This window comes from Streptomyces sp. NBC_01506, from assembly GCF_045040295.1.
In the GTDB taxonomy this organism is placed as follows: Bacteria; Actinomycetota; Actinomycetes; order Streptomycetales; family Streptomycetaceae; genus Streptomyces.
Genome location: NZ_CP109422.1, coordinates 2,691,022 through 2,714,122, shown reverse-complemented (window position 1 = coordinate 2,714,122; position 23,101 = coordinate 2,691,022). Strand labels below are relative to the sequence as shown.

Annotated in this window: 18 protein-coding genes and 1 pseudogene; 4 read left to right on the top strand and 15 right to left on the bottom strand. The window is 70.6% G+C overall.

The genetic code is table 11. The features are described 5' to 3' along the window. Positions 1 to 35: 35 nt before the first annotated feature. The 3 genes from pyk to pta all read right to left on the bottom strand — a co-directional run bounded on the left by pyk (position 36) and on the right by pta (position 4,876). Positions 36 to 1,472, bottom strand: a complete 1,437-nt coding sequence (gene pyk / locus OG329_RS11460) for a pyruvate kinase (protein ID WP_405794609.1) — start codon at positions 1,470 to 1,472, stop codon at positions 36 to 38. 74 nt (positions 1,473 to 1,546) lie between these two features. Beyond that, entirely contained in the window at positions 1,547 to 2,752 is a 1,206-nt protein-coding gene (locus OG329_RS11455; protein ID WP_405794608.1) for an acetate kinase, read from the bottom strand. Between the two features lie 45 nt (positions 2,753 to 2,797). After that, a complete protein-coding gene (gene pta, locus OG329_RS11450) occupies positions 2,798 to 4,876 on the bottom strand; it encodes a phosphate acetyltransferase (protein ID WP_405794607.1) in 2,079 nt (692 codons plus the stop codon). 208 nt (positions 4,877 to 5,084) lie between these two features. Here pta and OG329_RS11445 point away from each other — a divergent pair, with 208 nt between their 5' ends. Beyond that, on the top strand, positions 5,085 to 6,110 hold the full coding sequence (locus OG329_RS11445) for an ATP-dependent 6-phosphofructokinase (protein ID WP_364603686.1): 1,026 nt from the start codon (positions 5,085 to 5,087) through the stop codon (positions 6,108 to 6,110). Between the two features lie 85 nt (positions 6,111 to 6,195). Here the strand turns inward: OG329_RS11445 and OG329_RS11440 are convergent. Together OG329_RS11440 and OG329_RS11435 are read right to left on the bottom strand one after the other, a co-directional pair. Continuing rightward, positions 6,196 to 6,417: pseudogene (locus OG329_RS11440) on the bottom strand (1-deoxy-D-xylulose-5-phosphate synthase N-terminal domain-containing protein); the annotation flags it as partial. Between the two features lie 353 nt (positions 6,418 to 6,770). Continuing rightward, positions 6,771 to 7,496 carry an SDR family oxidoreductase gene (locus tag OG329_RS11435; protein WP_405794605.1) on the bottom strand — a complete coding sequence of 242 codons (726 nt, stop codon included), beginning with the start codon at positions 7,494 to 7,496 and terminating at the stop codon, positions 6,771 to 6,773. Between the two features lie 75 nt (positions 7,497 to 7,571). On the opposite strand from OG329_RS11435, the gene OG329_RS11430 reads away from it, so the two are divergent. Beyond that, positions 7,572 to 7,826 (top strand): MerR family transcriptional regulator, encoded by a 255-nt coding sequence (locus OG329_RS11430; RefSeq protein WP_405794603.1) that lies wholly within the window; start codon positions 7,572 to 7,574, stop codon positions 7,824 to 7,826. A gap of 45 nt (positions 7,827 to 7,871) precedes the next feature. Here the strand turns inward: OG329_RS11430 and OG329_RS11425 are convergent, their stop codons facing one another. From OG329_RS11425 to OG329_RS11395, 7 genes are all read right to left on the bottom strand, one after another. Beyond that, positions 7,872 to 9,080, bottom strand: coding sequence for a Clp protease N-terminal domain-containing protein (locus OG329_RS11425; protein ID WP_405794602.1), 1,209 nt, complete (start codon positions 9,078 to 9,080; stop codon positions 7,872 to 7,874). A 118-nt stretch (positions 9,081 to 9,198) separates the two neighbouring features. Next, positions 9,199 to 10,023: a carbohydrate ABC transporter permease gene (locus tag OG329_RS11420; protein WP_405794600.1), complete on the bottom strand. Its 825-nt coding sequence runs from the start codon at positions 10,021 to 10,023 to the stop codon at positions 9,199 to 9,201. Then, the gene (locus OG329_RS11415; RefSeq protein WP_405794599.1) at positions 10,023 to 10,982 is read right to left on the bottom strand and encodes a carbohydrate ABC transporter permease; all 960 of its coding nucleotides are present in this window, start codon (positions 10,980 to 10,982) and stop codon (positions 10,023 to 10,025) included. Before OG329_RS11415 ends, OG329_RS11420 begins: the two co-directional genes overlap by 1 nt. A 79-nt stretch (positions 10,983 to 11,061) precedes the next feature. After that, positions 11,062 to 12,414, bottom strand: coding sequence for an extracellular solute-binding protein (locus tag OG329_RS11410; protein WP_405794597.1), 1,353 nt, complete (start codon positions 12,412 to 12,414; stop codon positions 11,062 to 11,064). An 88-nt stretch (positions 12,415 to 12,502) separates the two neighbouring features. Beyond that, positions 12,503 to 13,378 carry an LLM class flavin-dependent oxidoreductase gene (locus tag OG329_RS11405; RefSeq protein ID WP_405794596.1) on the bottom strand — a complete coding sequence of 292 codons (876 nt, stop codon included), beginning with the start codon at positions 13,376 to 13,378 and terminating at the stop codon, positions 12,503 to 12,505. Between the two features lie 54 nt (positions 13,379 to 13,432). Continuing rightward, a complete protein-coding gene (locus tag OG329_RS11400) occupies positions 13,433 to 14,146 on the bottom strand; it encodes a response regulator (protein WP_405794594.1) in 714 nt (237 codons plus the stop codon). Further along, positions 14,143 to 15,858, bottom strand: a complete 1,716-nt coding sequence (locus OG329_RS11395; protein ID WP_405794592.1) for an ATP-binding protein — start codon at positions 15,856 to 15,858, stop codon at positions 14,143 to 14,145. The genes OG329_RS11400 and OG329_RS11395 overlap by 4 nt, the downstream gene beginning before the upstream one ends. 137 nt (positions 15,859 to 15,995) lie before the next feature. Between OG329_RS11395 and OG329_RS11390 the strand changes: the two genes are divergently transcribed. Then, complete coding sequence (locus OG329_RS11390) at positions 15,996 to 17,387, top strand: cation:dicarboxylate symporter family transporter (protein ID WP_405794591.1); 1,392 nt, start codon at positions 15,996 to 15,998, stop codon at positions 17,385 to 17,387. Positions 17,388 to 17,495: 108 nt separating this feature from the next. Here OG329_RS11390 and OG329_RS11385 read toward each other — a convergent pair whose 3' ends face one another. Both OG329_RS11385 and OG329_RS11380 read right to left on the bottom strand, forming a co-directional pair. Beyond that, on the bottom strand, positions 17,496 to 18,989 hold the full coding sequence (locus OG329_RS11385; RefSeq protein ID WP_405794590.1) for a glycoside hydrolase family 16 protein: 1,494 nt from the start codon (positions 18,987 to 18,989) through the stop codon (positions 17,496 to 17,498). Between the two features lie 167 nt (positions 18,990 to 19,156). Next, complete coding sequence (locus OG329_RS11380; protein ID WP_405794589.1) at positions 19,157 to 19,954, bottom strand: SDR family NAD(P)-dependent oxidoreductase; 798 nt, start codon at positions 19,952 to 19,954, stop codon at positions 19,157 to 19,159. A 120-nt stretch (positions 19,955 to 20,074) separates the two neighbouring features. Between OG329_RS11380 and OG329_RS11375 the strand changes: the two genes are divergently transcribed. Further along, on the top strand, positions 20,075 to 20,776 hold the full coding sequence (locus OG329_RS11375; protein ID WP_405794587.1) for a TetR/AcrR family transcriptional regulator: 702 nt from the start codon (positions 20,075 to 20,077) through the stop codon (positions 20,774 to 20,776). Here the strand turns inward: OG329_RS11375 and OG329_RS11370 are convergent. After that, positions 20,719 to 22,914, bottom strand: coding sequence for an ATP-binding protein (locus tag OG329_RS11370; RefSeq protein WP_405794585.1), 2,196 nt, complete (start codon positions 22,912 to 22,914; stop codon positions 20,719 to 20,721). The two genes, OG329_RS11375 and OG329_RS11370, sit on opposite strands and share 58 nt — an antisense overlap. Positions 22,915 to 23,101: the final 187 nt, after the last annotated feature.

Genomic DNA, 23,101 nt, shown 5'->3' with positions numbered 1-23,101 from the left:
GTCCGGCGATTGAGGACAGGTAACCCGGTTCCGCGTCAGCTCTGGGCCGTGACCGTGTCGCCCAGGTGGTGCACGCGCACCATGTTCGTCGTCCCCGGGACACCGGGAGGCGAGCCGGCCGTGATGATCATCGTGTCCGACTCGCTGTAGCGCCGGAGCTTCGCAAGCTCCGCGTCCACCAGGTCGACCATCGCGTCCGTGGTCTCCACATGCGGTACGACGAACGACTCGACGCCCCAGCTCAGCGAGAGCTGGTTACGCGTCGCCTCGTCCGTCGTGAAGGCGAGGATCGGCTGACAGGTGCGGTAGCGCGAGAGGCGGCGGGCCGTGTCGCCGGACTGGGTGAAGGCGATCAGCGCCTTGCCGCCCAGGAAGTCCGCGATCTCACAAGCGGCCCTGGCGACCGAACCACCCTGCGTACGGGGCTTCTTGCCCGGTACGAGCGGCTGGAGGCCCTTGGACAGCAGCTCGTTCTCCGCCGCGACGACGATCTTCGACATCGTCTTGACCGTCTCGATCGGATACGCGCCGACGGACGACTCCGCCGACAGCATCACCGCGTCGGCCCCGTCCAGGATCGCGTTCGCCACGTCGGACGCCTCGGCGCGCGTCGGGCGGGAGTTGGTGATCATCGACTCCATCATCTGGGTCGCCACGATCACCGGCTTCGCGTTGCGGCGGCACAGCTCGATGAGGCGCTTCTGCACCATCGGGACCTTCTCGAGCGGATACTCGACCGCCAGGTCGCCACGGGCCACCATGATGCTGTCGAACGCCGCGACGACGGCCTCCATGTTGGCGACGGCCTGCGGCTTCTCGACCTTCGCGATGACGGGGACCCGGCGGCCCTCCTCGTCCATGATCTTGTGGACGTCGTTGATGTCGTCCGCGTCGCGCACGAAGGACAGCGCGATCATGTCGCAGCCCATCCGCAGCGCGAAGCGCAGGTCCTCGACGTCCTTCTCGGAGAGCGCCGGGACATTGACCGCCGTACCCGGCAGGTTGATGCCCTTGTGGTCGGAGATGACCCCGCCCTCGATGACCAGCGTCTTGACCCGCGGGCCGTCGACCTCGGTCACCCGCAGCTCGACGTTGCCGTCGTTGATCAGGACCTGGTCGCCCTTCGCGACGTCGCCCGGCAGCCCCTTGTAGGTGGTGCCGCAGATGCCCTTGTCCCCGGCGACATCCTCGGTGGTGATGACGAACTCGTCACCCCGCACCAGCTCGACGGGCCCCTCGGCGAAGGTCTCCAGCCGGATCTTCGGGCCCTGGAGGTCGACGAGCACGCCCACGGCCCGGCCGGTGGCCTCGGCCGCCTTCCGGACGCGGTGGTACCGCTCCTCGTGCTCGGGGTGGGACCCGTGGCTCATATTCAGTCGGGCCACGTTCATACCGGCCTCGATGAGCGATTTCAACTGCTCGTACGAGTCGACGGCGGGGCCAAGTGTGCAGACGATTTTGGAACGGCGCATAAGGCGGATCCTATCGGTTTGTTTCGGCTCGGAATATTCCGTCTGGCGGAAAGTACAAATGGGCGGGGTGGCGCTCAGGCGTCGACCAACGCGAAGGTCTGGCGGGCGATCTCCATTTCCTCATCGGTCGGCACCACGGCGACCGCGACGCGCGCGTGCTCCGGCGATACGAGACGCGGCTCGCCGGACCGTACGGCGTTCAGCTCCGCGTCCACGACCAGCCCCAACTCCCCGAGCCCGGCGATCGCGGCCGCCCGCACCGGCGCCGCGTTCTCGCCGACGCCGGCGGTGAACACCACCGCGTCCACCCGGCCCAGCACGGCGTAATAGGCGCCGATGTACTTCTTCAGACGGTGGATGTAAATGTCGAAGGCCAGCGTCGCCGCGGCGTCCCCCGCGTCGACCCGGCGGCGGATCTCGCGCATGTCGTTGTCGCCGCAGAGGCCCGTCAGCCCGCTTTTCTTGTTCAGAAGTTCATCGATCCGGTCCGTGTCCATTCCGGCGACCCGCTCCAGATGGAAGACCACCGCCGGATCGATGTCCCCCGAGCGCGTACCCATCACCAGCCCCTCCAAGGGGGTCAGCCCCATCGAGGTGTCCACACAGCGCCCGCCCGCGACGGCCGACGCCGACGCCCCGTTGCCCAGGTGCAGCACGATCAGATTCAGCTCCTCGGGCGGGCGGCCCAGCAGTTCGGCCGCCCGCCGGGAGACGTACGCGTGCGAGGTGCCGTGGAACCCGTAACGCCGGATCCGGTACGCGTCGGCCGTCGCCACGTCGATCGCGTACCGCGCGGCGTGCTCCGGCATCGTCGTGTGGAACGCGGTGTCGAAGACGGCGACCTGCGGCAGATCCGGGCGCAGCGCCCGCGCGGTCCTGATGCCGATGATGTTCGCCGGGTTGTGCAGCGGTGCCACCGGCACCAGCCGCTCGATCTCCGCGAGCACCGCGTCGTCGATGACGGTCGGGGCACTGAACCGAAGCCCGCCGTGCACCACGCGGTGGCCGATCGCCGCCAGCTCGGGGGAGTCGATCCCCGTACCGTCCAGGGCCAGTTCCTCGGCGACCGCCTTCAACGCCCGCTCATGGTCGGCGATCCGCTCCGTACGCTCGCGCGCTTCGCCTGACGACGGCGTGTGCACGAGGCGCGACGCGCTCTCCCCGATGCGCTCCACCAGGCCGGCGGCGAGCCGGGTCCCGTCGCGCATGTCCAGCAACTGGTACTTCACCGAGGAGGAACCGGAGTTGAGGACGAGGACTCGGGTGGGCTGCGGGGTCACGGGCGGGACGCCTTTCAATCGGTGGAGGTTGTGGAGGCTGCGGAGTCACACGCCGTCGTCCTGCGCCTGGACGGCCGTGATGGCGACGGTGTTCACGATGTCCTGGACCAGGGCGCCGCGCGAGAGGTCGTTCACCGGCTTGCGCAGCCCCTGCATGACCGGACCCACCGCCACCGCGCCCGCCGAGCGCTGCACCGCCTTGTACGTGTTGTTGCCGGTGTTCAGATCGGGGAAGATCAGCACCGTCGCGCGCCCCGCCACCTCCGACTCGGGCAGCTTCGTCGCGGCGACGCTCGGCTCCACCGCCGCGTCGTACTGGATCGGCCCCTCGATCCTCAACTCGGGCCGCGCCGCGCGCACCAGCTCCGTCGCCTCGCGCACCTTGTCGACGTCCGCGCCCGAGCCCGAGGTCCCCGTCGAGTACGACAGCATCGCGATCCGCGGCTCGACCCCGAACCGGGCGGCGGTCGCGGCGGCCTGCACCGCGATGTCCGCGAGCTGCCCGGCGTCCGGGTCCGGGATCACGGCGCAGTCGCCGTACACGAGCACCTTGTCGGCCAGACACATGAAGAAGACGGAGGAGACGCTGGACGAGGGCGACGTGGTCTTGATGATCTCGAACGCCGGGCGGATCGTCGCCGCCGTGGAGTGTACGGAGCCCGAGACCATGCCGTCGGCCAGCCCCGCGTCGACCATCAGCGTGCCGAAGTAGTTCACGTCGGCCACCACGTCGTACGCCAGCTCCACCGTCACACCCCGGTGCGCGCGCAGCTCCGCGTAACGCTCGGCGAACCGCTGCCGCAACTCGTCCGTCGCCGGGTCGACGAGCCGGGCGCCCGCCAGGTCGATACCGAGATCGGCGGCCTTCTTGGTGAGGGTGTCGACGTCCCCGAGGAGCGTCAGATCGCAGACGTCGCGGCGCATCAGCACATCGGCCGCGCGCAGCACCCGCTCCTCCGTGCCCTCCGGCAGGACGATCCGGCGGCGTACGGCGCGGGCCTGCTCCAGCAGATCGTGCTCGAACATCATCGGCGTCACCCGGCCACTGCGCGCCACCGACATCCGCTCCAGCAGATCGCCGGTGTCCACGTACCGCTCGAACAGTCCCAGCGCCGTCTCCGCCTTGCGCGGCGTATCGGCGTTCAACTTCCCTTCCAGCGTGAAGAGTTCGGCCGCCGTGGGGAAGGAGCCGGCGACCACGGCGACGACCGGTGTGCCGGGTGCGAGCTTGGCGGCGAGGGTGAGGACCGAGTCCGCCGGCCGTTCGTTCAGCGTCAGCAGCACGCCCGCGATGGGCGGCGTCCCCGCCGAGTGCGCGGCGAGCGCGCCCACCAGCAGATCCGCCCGGTCGCCCGGCGTGACCAGCAGACAGCCCGGAGTCAGGGCGCCCAGCAGATTCGGCAGCATCGCGCCGCCGAAGACGAAGCCGAGCGCGTCACGCGCCAGACCCGCCTCGTCCCCGAGCAGCACCGTGCCGTCGAGGGCGCGGGCGATCTGCGCGACGGTCGGCGCGGCCAGCGCCGGCTCGTCGGGCAGCGTGTAGCAGGGCACCGGCAACTGCCGCGCGAGCTGCGCGTCGATCGCGTCGCGGTCCTCGGGGGCGACCCGGTTCACCACCATCGCGAGGACGTCGCAGCCCAGCACCGTGTACGCCCGGTGCGCGTTGCGCGTCTCGGCCTGTATCGACTCGGCGTGCTGGCCCCTGCCGCCGACCACCGGTATGACCGAGGCGCCGAACTCGTTGGCCAGGCGCGCGTTGAGCGCCAGCTCGTCGGGCAGCGTGGTGTCGGCGAAGTCCGTACCGAGGACGAGCACCACCTCGTACTCCCGCGCGACCTCGTGGAAGCGCCGTACGAGCTGCTGGACCAGCTCGTCCGTACCGCCCTCGGCCTGGATGCCGGCGGCCTCCGCGTAGCCGAGGCCGTAGCCGGACGCGGGGTCCTGCGAGAGCCGGTAGCGGGCCCGCAGCAGGTCGAAGAGGCGGTCGGGGCCGTTCGCGTGGACCAGCGGGCGGAAGACACCCACCCGGCCCACCTGGCGGGTCAGCAGCTCCATGACCCCCAACTCGACGACCTGTCGGCCGTCTCCGCGTTCGATCCCGGTCACGTACACGCTGCGTGTCACGCGCGCTCTCCTGTTCGATGAAGATGGAGTGGTGGCGGACCGGCAGCGGTAGGGCTGGAAGGGGAAATTCCTGTTTCTGCCATGAGGCCCGTTAGGGTGGCAACGCCCTCTTGACAATACCCGTGGGGGTGGGTACGGGCGCCTTCAGGTTCCGGGCGGCACGGCCCCGCACCGGACCACACCCCGAGCGAGCAGGAGACACAGCGCGATGCGTATCGGAGTCCTCACCGCAGGCGGCGACTGTCCCGGCCTGAACGCCGTGATCCGTTCGGTCGTCCACCGCGCCATGACCGGCCACGGTGACGAGGTCATCGGCTTCGAGGACGGCTTCAAGGGCCTGCTCGACGGCCACTACCGCCCCCTCGACCTCGACTCCGTGAGCGGCATCCTGGCGCGCGGCGGGACGATCCTCGGCTCGGCCCGGCTGGAGCGCGGCCGGCTGCGCGAAGCGGCCGAGAGCGCCGACGAACTGGGCCGTAAGTACGGCATCGACGCGCTCATCCCGATCGGCGGCGAGGGCACGCTCACGGCGGCCCGGATGCTCTCCGACGCGGGCATGCCCGTGGTGGGCGTACCGAAGACCATCGACAACGACATCTCCTCCACCGACCGCACATTCGGCTTCGACACGGCCGTGATGGTCGCCACCGAGGCCATCGACCGGCTGAAGACCACGGCCGAGTCGCACCAGCGCGTCATGGTCGTGGAGGTCATGGGCCGGCACGCCGGCTGGATCGCGCTGGAGTCCGGCATGGCGGGCGGCGCGCACGGCATCTGTCTGCCGGAGCGGCCCTTCGAGGTCGACAGCATCGTGAAGATGGTCGAGGAGCGCTTCGCGCGCGGCAAGAAGTTCGCGGTCATCTGCGTCGCCGAGGGCGCGCACCCCGCCGAGGGCTCGATGCACTACGCGAAGGGCGAGATCGACCAGTTCGGCCACGAACGCTTCGAGGGCATCGGCAACCGCCTCGCGGGCGAGCTGGAGCGGCGCATGGGCAAGGAGGCCAGGCCGGTCATCCTCGGCCATGTGCAGCGCGGGGGCACACCGACGGCGTACGACAGGGTGCTGGCGACCCGGTTCGGCTGGCACGCGGTGGAGGCGGTGCACAACGGCGACTTCGGCCGGATGACGGCGCTGCACGGCACGCGCGTGGCGATGGTGCCGCTCGCGGAGGCGGTGACCCGTCTCAAGACGGTCCCGGAGAACCGGATGTTCGAGGCGGAGTCGGTCTTCTAGGGCGCGCGGGGAGCGGCGTCCGCCTCCTGCCGGGTGGCCGGCTCGTCCGGCTCGTCCGGCGGGCGCGGGTGCCTTGGCGGTACCTGGTTGGGGCGGAGGAGCGGCCGTTGTCGTTCACCACGATGATCACCGGCCGCTCAGGGGCGGCACCGAGGTTGTTCAGGGCCTCAGATGAGAGCCCGCCGGTCAGGGCACCGTCCCCTCTGACCGCGACCACCGCACGGTCCTGCTCGCCGGACAGTTGCCGGGCTTTGGACGGATACCCCGACAGGCCGTCCTGCCGGCGCAGGCCGTCGAACTCCCAACGCCGGACGGGGCAGCTCCCGCTCGGGCAGGGCGCGTACCTCATCCAGACCGCCGGGCAGAACGGACAGCGCCGTGGGTACGGCGGCGGCACTGGTCATCTGCATCTCCTTCGCCGGAGTCCGGGGAGAGCGGCCCCACAACGCCGGGCGTTGTGGACCCGGGCGGCGGGGGTATCACCAGTACACAGCCGCGTGGCCGCCTCTCCCAGAGGCCGGGGCGGGCAACTCGATGCACTCCATGCAACCTTGCGCCCTTGTGAGCGCCCCGTGGCGGATCGCGGGAGACCGTCATGCGGCTCTGCGAAGCCGGCCCGGATCGCCGCGCCGTCGCCGGCCGTCCGAACGTCGAATCCGCTCAACTCGCGCCGAGCAGTTCGGTGATCTGTGCGTAGAACGCGGCGGGGTCGCCGCCGAGCGACGCCTTCACCATCGCGGTCCAGTCGTCGACGATCACCTCGATCGAGCCGGCGGCCAGGCCGTCGAGCGAGCGGCGCGGCACGTCGCGGGGATCGATCTTGGGGCCGTCGTATCCGGCACTGATGTCCGTCTCGGCGGCGCCGAGGAGGACGCCCTGGACGAGCGTGCCCTGAGCCGCGAGTTCAAGACGGACGCTGTTCGTCATGTTCCACTCGGCGGCCTTGGCGGCGGCGTACGAGCCGGTGCCCGGGGCGGCGAACCACGACAGCGCCGACAGGATGTTCACGAGCGCACCCCCGCCGTTGGCCGCGAGGACGGGGCTGAACTGGCGGATCACGTCGAGCGTGCCCCAGAAGTGCGTGTCCATCTCGCGGTGGACCTCGTCCAGGTCACCCGTGACGAGGGGGGTATTGGTCGCTATGCCGGCGTTGTTGACGAGGAGGGTCACGTCCCGCGCGGTCGCGGCTGCCGCGATGACGGACTCGTGGTCGACGATGTCGAGTCGCAGCGGCACCACCCGGGTGTCGTCGAAGTCGAGGCTTTCGGGGCGGCGAGCCGTCGCGTAGACCTTGCTCGCCCCGCGCTCAAGCAGTTCGAGGACGAACTGACGGCCGATACCGCGGTTGGCTCCGGTGACGAGGGCGATCTGGTCGGTGACGTTCATGGTTCCTGCCTTCTGCGTAGGTCTGGGTTCGGCGAGCCATGTCCGGCCCGGCATCGGCAACCGTAAAACCTCACATTGACGTCAGGGGCAAGTCGAGATTCGCGAAGCCGTAGTAGCAGGAGGACACAGACGCGGATCGGCGAGATCGCCCACCAGGCCGGGGTCGGCACCAGAGCGCTCCGGTACTACGCAGAGCAGGGTCTGCTCACCTCGCAACGCACCCCCAGCGGCCGGCGGACCTACCCCGAGTCAGCCGTCGAACGTATCCGGCCGATCCAGCAGTTCTTCACCGCCGGCCTGCCCGGCCGGACCATCCTGCGGCTGCTGTGACCGGTGGTGGCGCGGGGGAGTCCTTCAGGGCCGTACCCGCGCTGTTCAAAGCTGAGCGTCGAGGCGGGTACGCAGGGCCGCCACGTCCGCGCCGCACTGGCGCAGCAGTTGGGCGGGCGGGGCATCCGGGTCGGCGAGCAGGGTCGTCAGCAGATGCGCCGTGCCGACCGTCTCGGACTTCCGCTCGGCCGCCAGCAGCCGGGTCTGCGCCACCGCCTTGTCCGTGGCGGGGGAGTGCTCCACGTCGGCCGCGATGGCAGGACCCGCCGCCGGGTCGGACGCCGCCGCTGTCGCCGCGCGGACCAGGTCCACCTGCCGTACGCCGGCCGAACGCAGTTCGTCCGCCGCCGAGTTGGCCGCGAGCAGTTCGCCCGGCAGCGACAGCCCGGCGACGGTGAGCCCCCGGTCCAGGGCCACTACGGCGAGCAGCAGATCCACCGGCTCCGTCGCCGTACGGCCGCACCGTACGGCCTGGCGCTGTGCCTCGTTGCGGAGCACCAGCAGGACCGGCGCCCCGTCACCCGCCGCGCGCGCCATCCGCGACAGCATGCCGCGCGCCCACCACGTACCGCGCTCGCCCAGCATCCCGGCCCGGCGCAGCAACGCGACGCTGCCGGGCGCGGCTTCGGCCTCGGCGGTCCAGGGGGCGGCACCCGCGCGTACGGCTTCGGCCTGGGCGTCCAGGGCGGCGGCCGCCGCCGTCAGATCCACCCGGCGCAGCGCCAGCGCCTCCAGCGCCCGGGTCTCGGGGGTCTCCAGCAGGGCCTGCGCCAGATGCCGTTCGTGCGCGTCGGGCGCGCCCTGCGCACGGGCCAGCCGAAGCGCGCACAGCAGCGTCTCACGCAGCGCACCGGTCGGCCGGGGCCGCTGAGTCCCCTCCGCGCGCAGGGTCTTCGAGGAGCCGGCCGCCACCCACAGCGCCTCCCGCCACGCGGCGTCCACCTCGATGGCGTCCTGCTGGGCCTCGGCGCCGTCGGCCGGGGCGACGGTACCGCTGTCGTCGCGCGCCCAGTGCTCCGCGCCACGGGCGCGGATCTCCCCGCCGAGCGAGCCGGACTCCCGGAAGCCGGGGACCAGCGCTTCCCCGGGCTTCTCGCTGTCGTCGAGCAGGGTGGACAGGAGGTGTTCGGTGCCGATGGCGGGCCCCGTGCGCCGGATCGCCTGGCTCACCGTGCGTACCAGCAGCGAGATGGCGTCCGAGGCGAACTCGGTCGTCGTGACGGAGGTCAGGTCGGCGGTCCGGCTCTTCTCCATGGTGCGTCGTCTCCCGGTCGTGCGGTCGTGCGGTCGTGACTACGGCCAACTACGTACGCGAAGACGTCGCACCACTCCCGCTGGTTCACTCCCGCCGCAGATCCACACCGCAGGCGCCCTACCCCTTCACCGCCCCGCCCAGCGCGAAGCCCCCGCCCAGCCGCCGCGAGATCAGGATGTAGAGCAGCAGCACCGGCGTCGAGTAGAGGATCGAGAACGCCGCCAACTGGCCGTAGACCACCGAGCCGTAGTTGCCGAAGAACGTGAAGATCGATACGGACGCGGGCAGTTGGTCCGGAGTCAGCAGCAGCATGAAGGGCACGAAGAAGTTCCCCCAGAGCTGGATGAACGTGTAGATCATCACGACCGTCATGCCCGGCCCCATCAGCGGCAGCACGATCCGCGTCAGCGTCTGGAGCATCGAGGCCCCGTCCGTCCACGCCGCCTCCTCCAGGACGGTCGGCACCCCGTCCATGAAGTTCTTCATCAGCCAGATGGAGAAGGGGAGTTGCGACGTCGCGAGGAACAGCGCCGTACCGTACATCGTGTCGACCAGGTTGACCTGGACGAACAGTCCGTACACCGGGACCATGATCGCCGTGATCGGCAGACATGTCGTGAACAGGATGGTCAGCAGATACGGGCGGCTGAACCGCGAGCGGTAGCGGGACAGCGGATACGCCGCCAGCGCCGCGCACGACACCGTCAGCAGCGTCGCGCTGCCGCACAGCAGCAGGCTGTTGAGCATCGGCGTGAACGTGATCTCGTCGGTCAGGACCGCGCCGAAGTTCTCCGTGGTCGGCGACGACGGCAGCCGTACCCGCAGGTCCGCCTCGGCGTCGACGGAGGACAGCAGCAGCCACAGCAGCGGCAGCAGGAAGGCCGCGGCGACCGCCAGCAGCGCGGCGTCCGAGGCGAGCCGGGCGCGAGTGGCGCGCTTCATCACACCTCCACCTTGAGCAGACGCACATAGACGATCGAGAACAGCGCGCCCACGAGAAGCAGCAGCAGCGCGACCGCCGTGCCGTAACCGATCAGGCTCTTGAGGAACGCCTGGTCGTACATGAACACCGGCAGCGTCTGGCTGCGGTTGCCGGGACCGCCGCGCGTCATCGCCCAGATCAGTCCGAAGACCGACAGGGTGGAGAGCGTGTTGAGCATCAGATTGGTGCCGATGGAACGGCGGATCATCGGCAGCGTGATGTACCACAGCCGCCGTACCCCGTTCGCGCCGTCGACCTCCGCCGCCTCCGTGATCTCCTTCGGGATCTCGGACAGCGCGGCGGAGTAGATCAGCATCGAGAACGCCGTGCCGCGCCAGACGTTGGCGAACGACACCGCCAGGATCGGCAGGGTGAACAGCCAGTTCTGGGACGGCAGATGGAGCCAGTCCAAGATGGCGTTCAGCGTCCCCTCGCGGCGGAAGAACGCGTACAGCAGGAACGCCGCGACGATCTCCGGCAGCACCCACGCCGCGATCACGACGGCGCCCGTGACGGTGCGCACCGGCCGCGAGGCGGCCCGCATCAGACCGGCCAGCGCCAGCCCGATCGTGTTCTGGCCGACGATCGACGACACGAAGGTGAAGACGAGCGTCAGCCAGACCGCGTTACGGAAGTTGTCGTCCGCGAAGGCCCGCCGGAAGTTGTCCAGACCGACGAAGTCGGAGGTGGACGAACCGGTCAACTGCGTGTTGGTGAAGGCGATCCAGACGCAGTAGCCGATCGGCCCGGCGAGGAACAGCAGCAGCAGGATCGTCGCCGGGGCGAGGGGCAGCCAGCGCGTCAGCCGCCCCTTGCGGACGTTGCGGCCTTCGCGGCCTTCGCGGTCTTTACGTCCCCCGGCCGACACCGCGGGTCCGCCCTTGCTCACCGGGGCGCCCGCGGTGCCCACCGCGCTCATGGCGCCCCCGCCGCCGTGACCGCGTCCGTGGCCGCGTCCGTGGCCGCGTCCGCGTCCGTGGTCGCGTCCGAGGTCGTGCTCACTTGTCGACCACCGCGCCCTCCGCGATGGTCTTCAACTCTTCGTCGTACGCCTTCGCCGCGTCCGCCGCCGACGAGTCACCCGTCGTCACCGACTCCATCGCCTCGCCGATGGCGGACGACACCTGGGGGTAAACCGGCAGCGCGGGGCGGTAGTTGGTCACTTCGACGAGCTTGGTGAAGAAGTCGATACCGGGCATCGACTTCAGATACTTCGGATCGGCCGCCACATCCTCACGGACGGCGATCTGCGCCCCGACCACATTCCACTCGACGGCGTTCTCCGTCGTCTGCTGCGTCTTGATGAACTCGAAGGCCAGCTCCGGGTTCTGGGCCTTCTGCGGGATCGACCACGCCCACCCGCCCGACATCGACACACTGCCCGGCGCCTGCCCGTTCTGCGTCGGCATCGGCGTCTGCGCCAGCTCGGTGGACCACTCGGGCCACTCCTTGGGGCCCTCGTTGATCCAGTTCTGCCCCATCCACGACCCGTCGAGGGAGATCGCCAGCTTGCCCTCGGGGAAGAACTCGGTCGCCACGCGCGTACCGATGTTGGGGTCGAGCGCGTCGGAGACGTCCGGCCCCAACTTCTCGGAGTACACGGTGCGTACGAACTCCAGCGCGTCCGTGAAGCCCTTGTTGCCCGCCACCCACTTCTTCGCCGACGGGTCGTAGAGCGGGTCCGCGCCCGTGCCGTACAGCAGCATCTCGAAGCCCTGCATGACCGCCGCCTCGCCGGGGCCCTTGCCGGTGTAGACGTTGAGCGGGATCGCGTCCGGGACCTCGCGCTTGATCGTGCGCGCCGCGTCCAGGACCTCCGCCCAGCTCTTGGGCTGCCAGTCGGCGGGCAGCCCCGCGTCGGCGAAGATCTTCTTGTTGAACCACAGACCGCGGGTGTCGGTGCCGTCCGGGACGCCGTACGTCTTGCCGTCCTCCGCCTTCGCGGCCGACTTCGCCGTGTCGACGAACTGGTCCCAGGTGTCCCACTTGTCCAGATACTCGTCCAGCGGGCGCAGATAGCCGGCCTTGATGTCGGAGTTGATACGGAAGGTGTCCTCGTAGACCAGATCGGGCGCGGTCTTCGAGGAGCGCATCATCTGCTGCGCCTTGGTGGCGTAGTCGTTGTCCGGGGCCTGGATCGGGATCAGTTCGACCTTCTTGCCCGGATTGGCCTTCTCGAAGTCCTTCTTCACGGACTCCAGATAGTTGTCCTTGAAGCGGATCTTGTTGTCCGTCGATCTGTTGTAGGCGACCTTGATGGTGTCCGGATCACTGCCGGACCCGCCGCCGCACGCCGTGAGCGCACCGGCGGCCAGGACCGTGACGAGGATCAGTGGGGCGGTGGGGCGCACGGGCACGACCTCCTCTTTTAGCCACGAAGGGCTGCCCGGCGACCGTAGATCGGCGCCAATCTGAAGGTCAATCCCCGTGCACCGCCCACTACTTGCGGGGTACCAGCGGGCCGACCTCGGCGGCCGTAAAACGTACGAAGCCCTCCGGATCCGGCTCGTCGGGCGTCGGCTGGAGGACCACGGTGTCGGCCCCCGCCTCCACCAGCGCCAGCACCGCCTCGGCGACGGCCTCCGCCGGACCGGCGACCCCGTGCGGCAGACCGGTCGCGTCCAGCTCGGCCCGCAGCCGCGCCGCGCCGCCCGGACCGGTCGCCGTGTGCAGATACACGACCACCGGGTGATGGCCGGTGCGCCCCGCCGACTCCCGTCCCTCCGCGATGAGTTGGCGCGAGCGGCGCACCTCGTCGGGTGTGGTGCCGCCGGTCAGGATGGTGCCGTCGGCGGCCTCGCCCGTCAGCCGCATCGTGCGGGGCCCGGTGGCCCCGGCGAACACGGCGGGCGGTACGGGGACGGTGGACGGCGGCCAGTCGAGGGCGACGGCGTCCAGCTTCACGTACCGCCCGTCCGTGGTCACCCGCTCGCCCGCCAGCAGCGCGCGCAGCGCCGTCAGATACTCGCGCAGCAGCGTCACCGGCGACTCGACGCGCGTACCGGTCTGCGCCATCCAGCCCTGGACGCCGTGGCCGACCCCGAGGAGGGGCCGCCCCGGGAACATCCGGTGCAGCGTGGCGGCCTCCATCGCCGTCAGCGCGACATTGCGCAGCGGTACGGGGAGCAGACCGACCCCGACGCGCAGGTGCCGCGTCCACGCCAGGGCGGCGGAGGCACTGGCGATACCGCTCTGAAGGAAGCAGTCCTCCCAGAGCCACAGCTCGTCAAGGCCCGCGTCGTCCGCGGCGCGGGCGATGTCGCGGAGTCGTTCGGGGGGCAGTTGGGGGCGGAACACGGCGCCGAGAACAGTCATGCGGTCATTGTTCACCGCGCCCGTACGGAACCGCCAGGGCGGGAGAACAGCACGTCAGCGCGTGGAGACGAGCCACCGGTACTGGAGCTCCGGGCGCCCGATCTGGCCGTACTGCGGGCTGCGGGCCGCCTGCCCCGCGCTCACCAGATGCTCCAGATAGCGCCGCGCGGTGATCCGCGAGATACCCAGGCGCGCCGCCGCCTCCGTGGCCGTCAGCCCCGCCCGCTCGTCCCGCAGCGCACGTGTCACCGACTCCAGCGTCGGCCCGCTCAGCCCCTTCGGCAGCGACGCGGGCTGCGGCGCCCGCAGCGCGCCGAGCGCCCGGTCCACCTCGTCCTGGCCACTGGCCTCACCGGCGGCGGCGCGGAACTCCGCGTAACGGCTGAGCCTGTCGCGGAGCGTGGCGAACGCGAAGGGCTTGAGCACGTACTGCACGACGCCCAGCGACACCCCTTCGCGTACGACGGCGAGATCGCGCGCCGACGTGACGGCGATGACGTCCGCGTGGTGGCCGGCCGCCCGCAGACTGCGCAGCAGGTGGAGCCCGTGCCCGTCCGGCAGATACAGGTCGAGGAGGATCAGATCGATGTCCGTACGCTCCAGGACCCGGCCCGCCTCGACGCGCGAGTGCGCGACCCCGGCCACCGCGAAGCCGGGAACCCGGCCCACGTACAACTGATGCGCGTCGGCGGCGACGGGGTCGTCCTCCACGACGAGTACGCGAATGGGGCGCAGGACGCTGTCGCCGCTGCCCTTGTTCCCGGTCATGATCCGCCGCGCTCCCCACCGTCGGTCGTGGCACCGTCGGTCGTGGCACCGGCCATCGACTCTGCCGTACCGGCGTCCCCGTTCGCACCCGTATCGGCACCCGTGTCCGTGAGGGTGCCCGTGCCCAGCGGCAGCCGTACGGTGAACTCCGCCCCGCCGTCGCGCCCCGGTGCCAGCTCCACCGTGCCGCGCGCCCGGTGCACCGCCTGCCGTACGAGAGCCAGCCCCAGCCCGCGCTCCGCGCCCCGGGTCGACCAGCCGCGCCGGAACACCTCCCCGATGTCGCCGGGGGCGACGCCCGGCCCGGTGTCCCGCACCCGTAGCAGCAGCTCACCGCCCTCGACCGGTTCACCGTCCTTGACCAGCGCCGTGACCGTGACCCGCGCGCCGTCCGTGCCCTGGGCGGCGTCCACCGCGTTGTCGATCAGATTGCCCAGCATGGTCACCAGATCGCGCGCGGCGAGCGACGGCGGCAGCACCCCGTCGTCGATACGGCTGTCCTCGGCCAGCACCAGCTCCACACCGCGCTCGTTCGCCTGCGCCGCCTTGCCCAGCAGCAGCGCCGCCAGCACCGGCTCGGCCACCGCGCCGACGACCCGGTCCGTGAGCACCTGCGCCAGCTCCAGCTCCGCCGTGGCGAACTCCACCGCCTCGTCCACCCGCCCCATCTCGATCAGCGACACGACCGTGTGCAGCCGGTTCGCCGCCTCGTGCGCCTGCGAGCGCAGGGCGTGGGTGAAGCCGCGCTCCGAGTCCAACTCGCCCGACAGTGCTTGCAGTTCGGTGTGGTCCCGCAGCGTGGCGACCGTGCCGCGCCGCTCGCCGCCGATCACCGGGCGGGTGCTGACGACCACGATGCGGTCGGCCGTCATATGGACCTCGTCCACGCGTGGTTCCGACGCGAGGAGCGCGCCGACGAGCGGGGCGGGCAGGCCGAGTTCGTCGATGTTGCGGCCCACGGCGCTGTCGTCCAGACCGAGGAGTTCCTGTCCGCCGTCGTTGATCAGCGCGATCCTGCGCCGTCCGTCCAGCATGAGCAGCCCTTCGCGCACGGCGTGCAGCGCCGCCTCGTGGTAGTCGTGCATCCGGCTCAGCTCGCCCGCGTTCATGCCGTGGGTGTGCCGGCGCAGCCGCGCGTTGATGACGTACGTGCCCACCCCGCCCAGCGCGAGGGCGCCCCCGGCCGCCAGCGCCAGGATCCGTACCTGCTCCTCCAACTGGCTGGAAATACGGTCCACGGTGATGCCGACACTGATCAGCCCGGTGATCCGGCCGTCGTCCTTCACCGGGGTCACCACCCGGGTGGAGGGGCCGAGCGTGCCCGTGTAGGTCTCGGTGAAGGTCTTGCCGAGCAGCGCGGGCTCCGTCGTGCCGATGAACGGCAGCCCGATGAGCTGGGGATCGGGGTGCGTCCAGCGCGTCCCGTCCGGCTTCATGATCGTGACGAAGTCCACGCCCGTGTCGACCCGCACGCGCTCCGCGTAGGGCTGGAGCGTGGCGGAGGGATTGTCGGACCTGATGGCCTCCCGTACGGAAGGGGAGTCGGCCATCGCCCGCGCCGTGGCCGTGACCTGGCGCTCGGCGGTCTCCTCGGCCTGCGCCCGGTCCGAGAAGTAGGCGAACAGCGCGCATCCCGCCACGACGGCGGCGACCAGCACGACCTGCATCGCGAAGAGCTGGCCGGCGAGGCTGCGGGGGCGGGGAAGCTGCATGGCACAAGTCTGCCTGGCCGGAATTCGTATGAACGAAATGCACGTAAGGGTGACCGGCGTCACAGGCTGAGCCATAGTCGCCGGGACCCCCTCGGGACGGGAGGGTCGCGTAGGGACAAACGAGTCAAGGAGGACCCGTGGCCGCTACTCGGGACCGTACCCATTATCTGTATCTGGCCGTGATCGTCGCAGTGGTTCTCGGAATCACGGTCGGATTCGCTGCCCCGGGGGTGGCCGTCGAGCTGAAGCCCATCGGGACGGGCTTCGTCAACCTCATCAAGATGATGATTTCCCCGATCATCTTCTGCACCATCGTGCTGGGCGTCGGATCCGTCCGCAAGGCCGCCAAGGTCGGCGCGGTCGGCGGTCTGGCCCTGGGCTACTTCATGGTCATGTCGACCGTGGCGCTGGCCATCGGCCTCGTCGTCGGCAACATCCTGGAGCCGGGCGCAGGCCTGCACATCACCGACGCGACGGCCGACGCCGGTGCGGCGCAGGTGGCCGGCGACGCCGAGACCACCGCCGAATTCCTGGTCGGCATCATCCCGACCACACTCGTCTCCGCCTTCACCGAGGGCGAGGTCCTTCAGACGCTGCTCGTGGCACTGCTCGCGGGCTTCGCGCTCCAGGCGATGGGCCGCACCGGCGAGCCGATCCTGCGCGGCATCGGGCACATCCAGCGCCTGGTCTTCCGCATCCTCGCGATGATCATGTGGGCGGCCCCCGTCGGCGCCTTCGGCGCGATCGCGGCGGTGGTCGGCGAGACCGGTATGGACGCGCTGAAGTCGCTGGCCGTCATCATGATCGGCTTCTACGTGACCTGTGCGCTGTTCGTCTTCCTCGTGCTCGGCGTACTGCTCAAGGTCATCACCGGCATCAACATCTTCTCGCTGCTGAAGTACCTGGCGCGCGAGTTCCTGCTGATCGTCTCCACCTCGTCGTCGGAGTCGGCGCTGCCGCGGCTGATCGCGAAGATGGAGCACCTGGGTGTCAGCAAGCCCGTCGTCGGTATCACCGTGCCGACCGGCTACTCCTTCAACCTCGACGGCACCGCCATCTACCTCACGATGGCGTCGCTGTTCATCGCCGAGGCGATGGGCAACCCGCTCGCGATCGGGGAGCAGATCGGGCTCCTGCTGTTCATGATCATCGCGTCGAAGGGCGCGGCGGGTGTCACCGGCGCCGGTCTGGCGACCCTGGCGGGCGGCCTCCAGTCGCACCGGCCCGAACTGGTCGACGGCGTCGGCCTGATCGTCGGCATCGACCGCTTCATGAGCGAGGCGCGCGCCCTGACGAACTTCGCGGGCAACGCCGTCGCCACGGTCCTGGTCGGTACGTGGACGAAGGAGATCGACCGGGCCAGGGTGGACGAGGTGCTGGCCGGACGGATTCCGTTCGACGAGAAGACGCTGGTGGACGACCACGGCGGGGGCGGGCCCAGCCTCACGAAGGACGCCGACGGTCCCTCCGACGGCCCCTCGGAGATGCCGGAGCAGCGCGACGTGGACGAGACGCCGGCGAAGGTCTGACCGTAAAACCCGGGCCGGTAGTTGATCCCCCATCTCACCGGCCTTGCGAATGACCGGCCCGTACGGAGACGTCCGTACGGGCCGGTCACCTTCGTGCTGTGCCATGACTCAGCCGTACGGGATCCGGACCACCGACTGGTTGCCGATGCCCAGCGTGCTGGCGCCGTTGCCGATGGCGTTCCAGACCTCGATCCGTACCTTGCCGTTGACGAGGTTTCCGTGCGAACCGGTCGACGCCTTGAGGCCCTTGGCCTGCGTGTAGTGCTCGAAGCCGGGCGCCGGGTCCGTGGCGAAGTAGCTGTACGTCTCCGTACGGTCCCAGGTGCCGTCGCCCGTACGGTCGTAACTCACCCTCACCTGCTGGCCGTTGGCCACCGTCGTGCCCGCGTCCACGAAGAGGTCGAACTGCGTCCCCCCGCCGTTGTAGGCGCGGGTGATGCCGCCGGAGGTGAAGACCTGCGGGTTGTACGGCGTCCCGTCGCGGTTGCCGCCGTCCGCCGACGCGAGCGTGGCGTTGGCGCCCGACGTGGCGGCGTCACCGAGACCGCCGCCGGTGCGCGCGTACAACTGCGAGGAGCCTGACGGGGGTGGATCGGTGGGCGGGTCGGTCGGTGGATCGGTCGGGCCCGATCCGCCACGCGTCCAGACGCCGACGTAGTCGACCAGCATCGGCCGCCCCGGCACGGTGGCCGGTGTCGGTGTGGGCCCGCCGAGCGCGTCCGGGAAGGCGCCGCCGATCGCGACGTTGAGCAGGATGAAGTACCCGGCGTGCTCCGTCATGTTGGCCCACGTCGTCGCGTCCATCTGGGCCTGGGTGACGGTGTGGTAGAGCTGGTCGTCCACGTACCAGCGCAGCGCGTTGGGGGTGCTTGAGCGGTCCCACTCGAAGCGGTACGTATGGAAGGCCGACTGGCAACTCGCGCCGGGGCAGGCGCGGTTGGCGGCGATGCCGGTGGTCTCGTTGCAGGGGCCGCCCGGGTTCACGCCGCAGTGCAGCACCGCCCAGACGGAGTTGATCCCGTTGACGTTCTCCATGATGTCGAACTCGCCGATGGCGGGCCAGTTCCAGTAGTTGCCCCGGTAGGGCGCGCCGAGCGCCCAGAAGGCGGGCCAGTAGCCGGCCGCGGCGGCGCCGGTCACGTTCGGCATCTGAATCCGGCCCTCGATACGCAGGGTGCCGCCGGCCGGTGCCTTGAAGTCGGCGCGTTTGGTCTCCACGCGCGCGGAGGTCCAGTTGCCCGCGCCGTCCCGGAGCGGGGTGATTTTCAGGTTCCCGTTGCCGTCGAGACTCAGATTCTCGGCGTTCGCGGTGTAGTTCTGGATCTCGCCGGTGCCCCAGTTGCCCGGACCGCCGGGGTAGCCGTGTCCCGTGTCGACCTGCCAGTTGGCGGCGGACGGCGGCGCGCCGCTGCCGCCGTTGAAGTCGTCGCTCCACTGGAGGTTCCAGCCGGGCGCGGGCGGTACGTCGCCCCGGGCGGTCCCGGCGCCGGTGAGGCCGACGAATCCGGCGACGGCGACGGACAGGGCGAGGAAGGCGGCGATGAGGGGGGTGCGGGGGGTCCGGCGGGTGCGGGGTCTGTTTCCGGTGCGGCTCGTTCTCAAGGAACACCTCCGGTGTGGATGGTGCCGAGATGTGTCGTACGCGTACGCGTAGGACGAGCTGAGAGCGCTCTCACCTCTGTTGTTTAGATGAACCCCGAGTGCCCGTCAATGACCTGCGCGCGTCGACTTCTTGAAGGATTTCCCGAGCCCCGTGCTCGAGGTCGTCCTCACTCGAGCTTCCGCGTCAGTTCTTCGAGCCGGCCGGCGGCCTCGGGATCGAAGTCGGGGTGGTCCAGGCTGAGCGGCCGGTGCTGGGCGTACGCGCTGAGCGGCGCGGCGGGCGGGGCGTCGACGCGGGCGGCCAGCGGGCGGATCCCCTCCTCGACGGGTTTGCCGTACCTCTTCAGCGACTCCACGTGCGCGGCGGTCTCGGCGTCGAACTCGCCGCAGAATCCGGTCGACACGCCGCCGGGGTTGATCAGTACGTAGCGGGTGCGGACACGGTCCGAGATGTGCGTGTGCCGGGCCGCGTACGCGACGCCGAGCAGGTCGTTGGCGCGGCCCGCCTGGAACTGCGCCTCCACGCCCGAGTAGGTGTTGCGGAGCATGAGGTCGTCCCAGTGGATACGGCCCGCGGGGAAGCCGGGTCCCGACACGTTGGCGATGACGCGCGGGCCGGAGCGGCTGCCCTCGGTGAGCCCGTGGCTGAGCAGATAGCGGCTCAGATACTCCAGCGCGAAGACCCCTTCGATCCCCTCGGCGGTCTCCCGGCGGGTGGCACGGAAGTAGCGGGCGCACAGCACGAGCGCGTCCACGTCGGGGAAGTCGTTGGTGATGCGTTCGATGACGCGCCGGTTCTCGCTGATCAGGCTGAGATCGGCCGGGATGAAGGTGGCGCCGGGGACGGTGCTCGCCTTGCGCTCGTCACGGCCGACGATGACGACGGTGTCGCCCCGGCGGAGGTAGTCACGGGCGAGGGCCCGGCCCATGCCGTCGGTACCGCCGGTGATCACGAGGGTCTTCATGGGGGTGTCCTCCAGTGCCGCGCGCCTCAGAAATGAACCAGCGGGTTCAATCTAGTGATCTGACTCGTTCATTGGCAACCGGCAGATCCAGAACATTGAACCGGCGGGTAAAATCGCCGTATGGCAGCCACCCCCTCGCGCGGACGGATCGACAAGCGGCAGGCGATCCTGGAGGGCGCGTTCACCGTGTTCGCCCGCCGCGGCTACGCGCAGGCGTGCGTGCAGGACATCGCGAACGCGGCGGGCGTCGCCAAGCCCACCGTCTACAACCATCTGACCGACAAGGCGACGCTGTTCCGGCACGCGATGGAGGCGGCGGCCCGTACCGCGCTCGACCAGCGACTCGCCGCACTCGCGCCCCTGCTCGAACCGGGCGACGACCTGCGCGCCACGCTGGAGGGCGTCGGCCTCGACCTGCTGCGTCTGCACTGCGACGAGCGCTCGTGCGCGCTGCGCCGGCTGCTCTACGCGGAGATCACGACGTTCCCGGACGCCCTCGACCTGGTCGCCACCGCGGGCCCCCACCACCTGGCCGACGCCCTCGCCGACCGCCTGGCCCGGCTCGTCCTCGACGGCCGCCTGCGCGCCATGGACCCGGCACGGGGCGCGGAGCAGTTCCTGGCACTGCTGATCGGCCCCCTGGAGGCCCGCTCCCACATGGGCACGCGCCCGATCCCGGACACCGCCCTGCGCGAGGTGTCGGACGCCGCCGTGGACACGTTCGTCCGGGCCTTCGGCTCCGCGCCCGAGGCCGCGCCCGAGGATCAGCCGAGCGACGCCCCGACGCGCTCGCGCACGGCGACCGCGCGCGGGTCCTCGTAACCCCGCAGCAGCCCCAGCGCGGCGGCCCAGTACCCGGCGGCGGCCCCCGGATCGTCCCCCACGACAGCCCCGGCGAGCCCGTCGAGCGCGACGGCCTCGTGCCACCCGTCCCCCAACTCCCGGTGCGCGGCGACGGCCCGGCGATGGAACTGCGCGGCTTCCGGGAGCCGTTCGAGCGCGTGATACGTCAGCCCGGCCCCGTACCAGGCGAGAGCTTCCCGGCTGCGATTGCCGAGCCGTCGGTGGAGGACGGCGGAGCGCTGGTAGGAGACGAGAGCGTCGTCCCACTTGCCGAGGGAGCGCTGCGCGTCGCCGAGGGCGATGAGCCAGTAGCCCTCCAGCCGGTCGTCACGGAGGGTCAGCGCGATGTCCAGCGCCTGCTGGGCGCAGCGCAGGGCCTCTTCGGGACTGTCCTCTTCGAGCAGGAGGCAGCTCATGACCCGCAGGATGTTCCCCTCGCCCCGGGGATTGTCCATGGCGCGGTGCGCGGCGAGGGCTTCTTGGGCGACGGCCGACGCTTCCGTCGGCCGCCCCGCGCTGAAATGGGCCGAGGCCAGATTGGACAGCGCGATCGCCGCCCACGGGGGCGAGTCCGCCTCCCTGAAAAGCGGGATGGCCCGCGCGAAACACTCGGCGGCGGGGTCGAGTTGACGCCTGCGCAGATGCACGAGGCCGATCAGATTCAGTGAGGTCGCCTCACCGACGGGATCACCGGTTTCATGGTGGATCTCCAGAGCGCGCCGGTGGCATTCCAGCGCCTCGGAGAGCCGGTCCACCCGGACGTTGTCCCTGCCGAGGTGGGTGAGAAGTTGAGCCTCGCCCCGACGGTCGCCGGATCGCCGGGCTGCCTCCAGCGCGATGTCGCCGACCGCCAGCCACTCGCTGACCGGCGCGAAGGAGGGGCGGGCGTTCCAGAAGACGACCGCCAGTTGCCAGGCCCTTCGGTCATGCGTCCCGGCCGCGTCGCGGATCGCCTGGAGCAGGTTTCCGTGCTCGCGTTCGGCCCAGTCCAGTGCGCTGTCGTAGTCCGTGAACACCGACGGACGCACCGCGTCCCCCGGCGGCTCGAGCCCCACATGCTGTTCGTCGGGGCTGATCCAGCTCTGGGCGGCGTCCGCGCCGTGCAGATACCAGTCCAGTACGCGGTGCAGCGCCGCCTCCCGCTCCCCGGCCGGCTCCTCGATGTGGGCCTGGTCGGTGGCGTACGCGCGCAGCAGGTCGTGGAATTGGTAACGGTCGGGGCCCATCTGCTCCAGCAGATGGGCGTTGACCAGGATGTCGAGCAGTTGCCGGGTCCTGCTGACGGGAGCCGCGACGAGGGCGGCGGCGGCCTGAAGGCCGAACTCGGGCCCCGGATGCAGTCCGAGCAGCCGGAACAACCGGGCCGCCTGTTCGGACAGGGCGCGGTAGGACCAGGCGAAGACGGTGCGGACGGCCTCCGCCTCCTCGTCGTCCCCCGTGCTCAGCGCGTCCCACAGCGCCGACTCGTCCCGCAGATCGGCGATGAGGTCGTCGAGCCGCAGATGCGGCCGGCTCGCGGCGCGCTCGGCCGCGATACGCAGCGCCAGCGGCAACCGCGCGCAGAGATCGGCCAGTTCGGTCAGCTTCTCCAGATCGTCCGCCGGGCGGTAGCCGGCGGTGACCGTCCGCAGCAGCGCCACCGCCTCGGCCTGCGGCAGCGTGCCGAGGGTGAGTCTGCGGGCGCCGTCGCGGACGGCCAGCCCGGAGAGCCGGCTCCGGCTCGTGACGAGGGCGAGACAGCCCGGTCCACCGGGAAGCAGCGGTCGGACCTGTGCGGCGGTGGAGGCGTTGTCCAGCAGGACGAGCATCCGGCGCTCGGCCAGCAGCGACCGGTAGAGAGCGGCGGCGGTATCAATGTCTTGCGGTACCGACCGCGGCGGTACACCGAGGGCGGGCAGGAACCGGTGCAGCGCCTCCTGGGCGGTGATCGGCTCGCCAGGGTCGTAACCACGCAGGTTGACATAGAGCTGCCCGTCCGGAAATCGGTCCCGGACCTGGTGGGCCCAGCGGAGCGCGAGCGAGGTCTTGCCCGCGCCGGCCGTGCCCGCGACGACGCAGACGGAGATGACCAGCGGGTCGCCGTTCTCCCCGGCCACGATGGCGTTCAACTGGTCCAATTCATGGAGGCGGTTGACGAAACCGTGCACATCGGCGGGGAGCTGGCGAGGTGGCGGACCCGCCGATGCCCGCTCCTCCTCGCTGCCCGGCCCATGGAAGTGAATGCCACCGCTGACGCTTCCGGCCTGTACGACATCGCGAGACGACCCCGACAGGTCGTTTGCCGACGCGCCGGGGCGTTCCTCG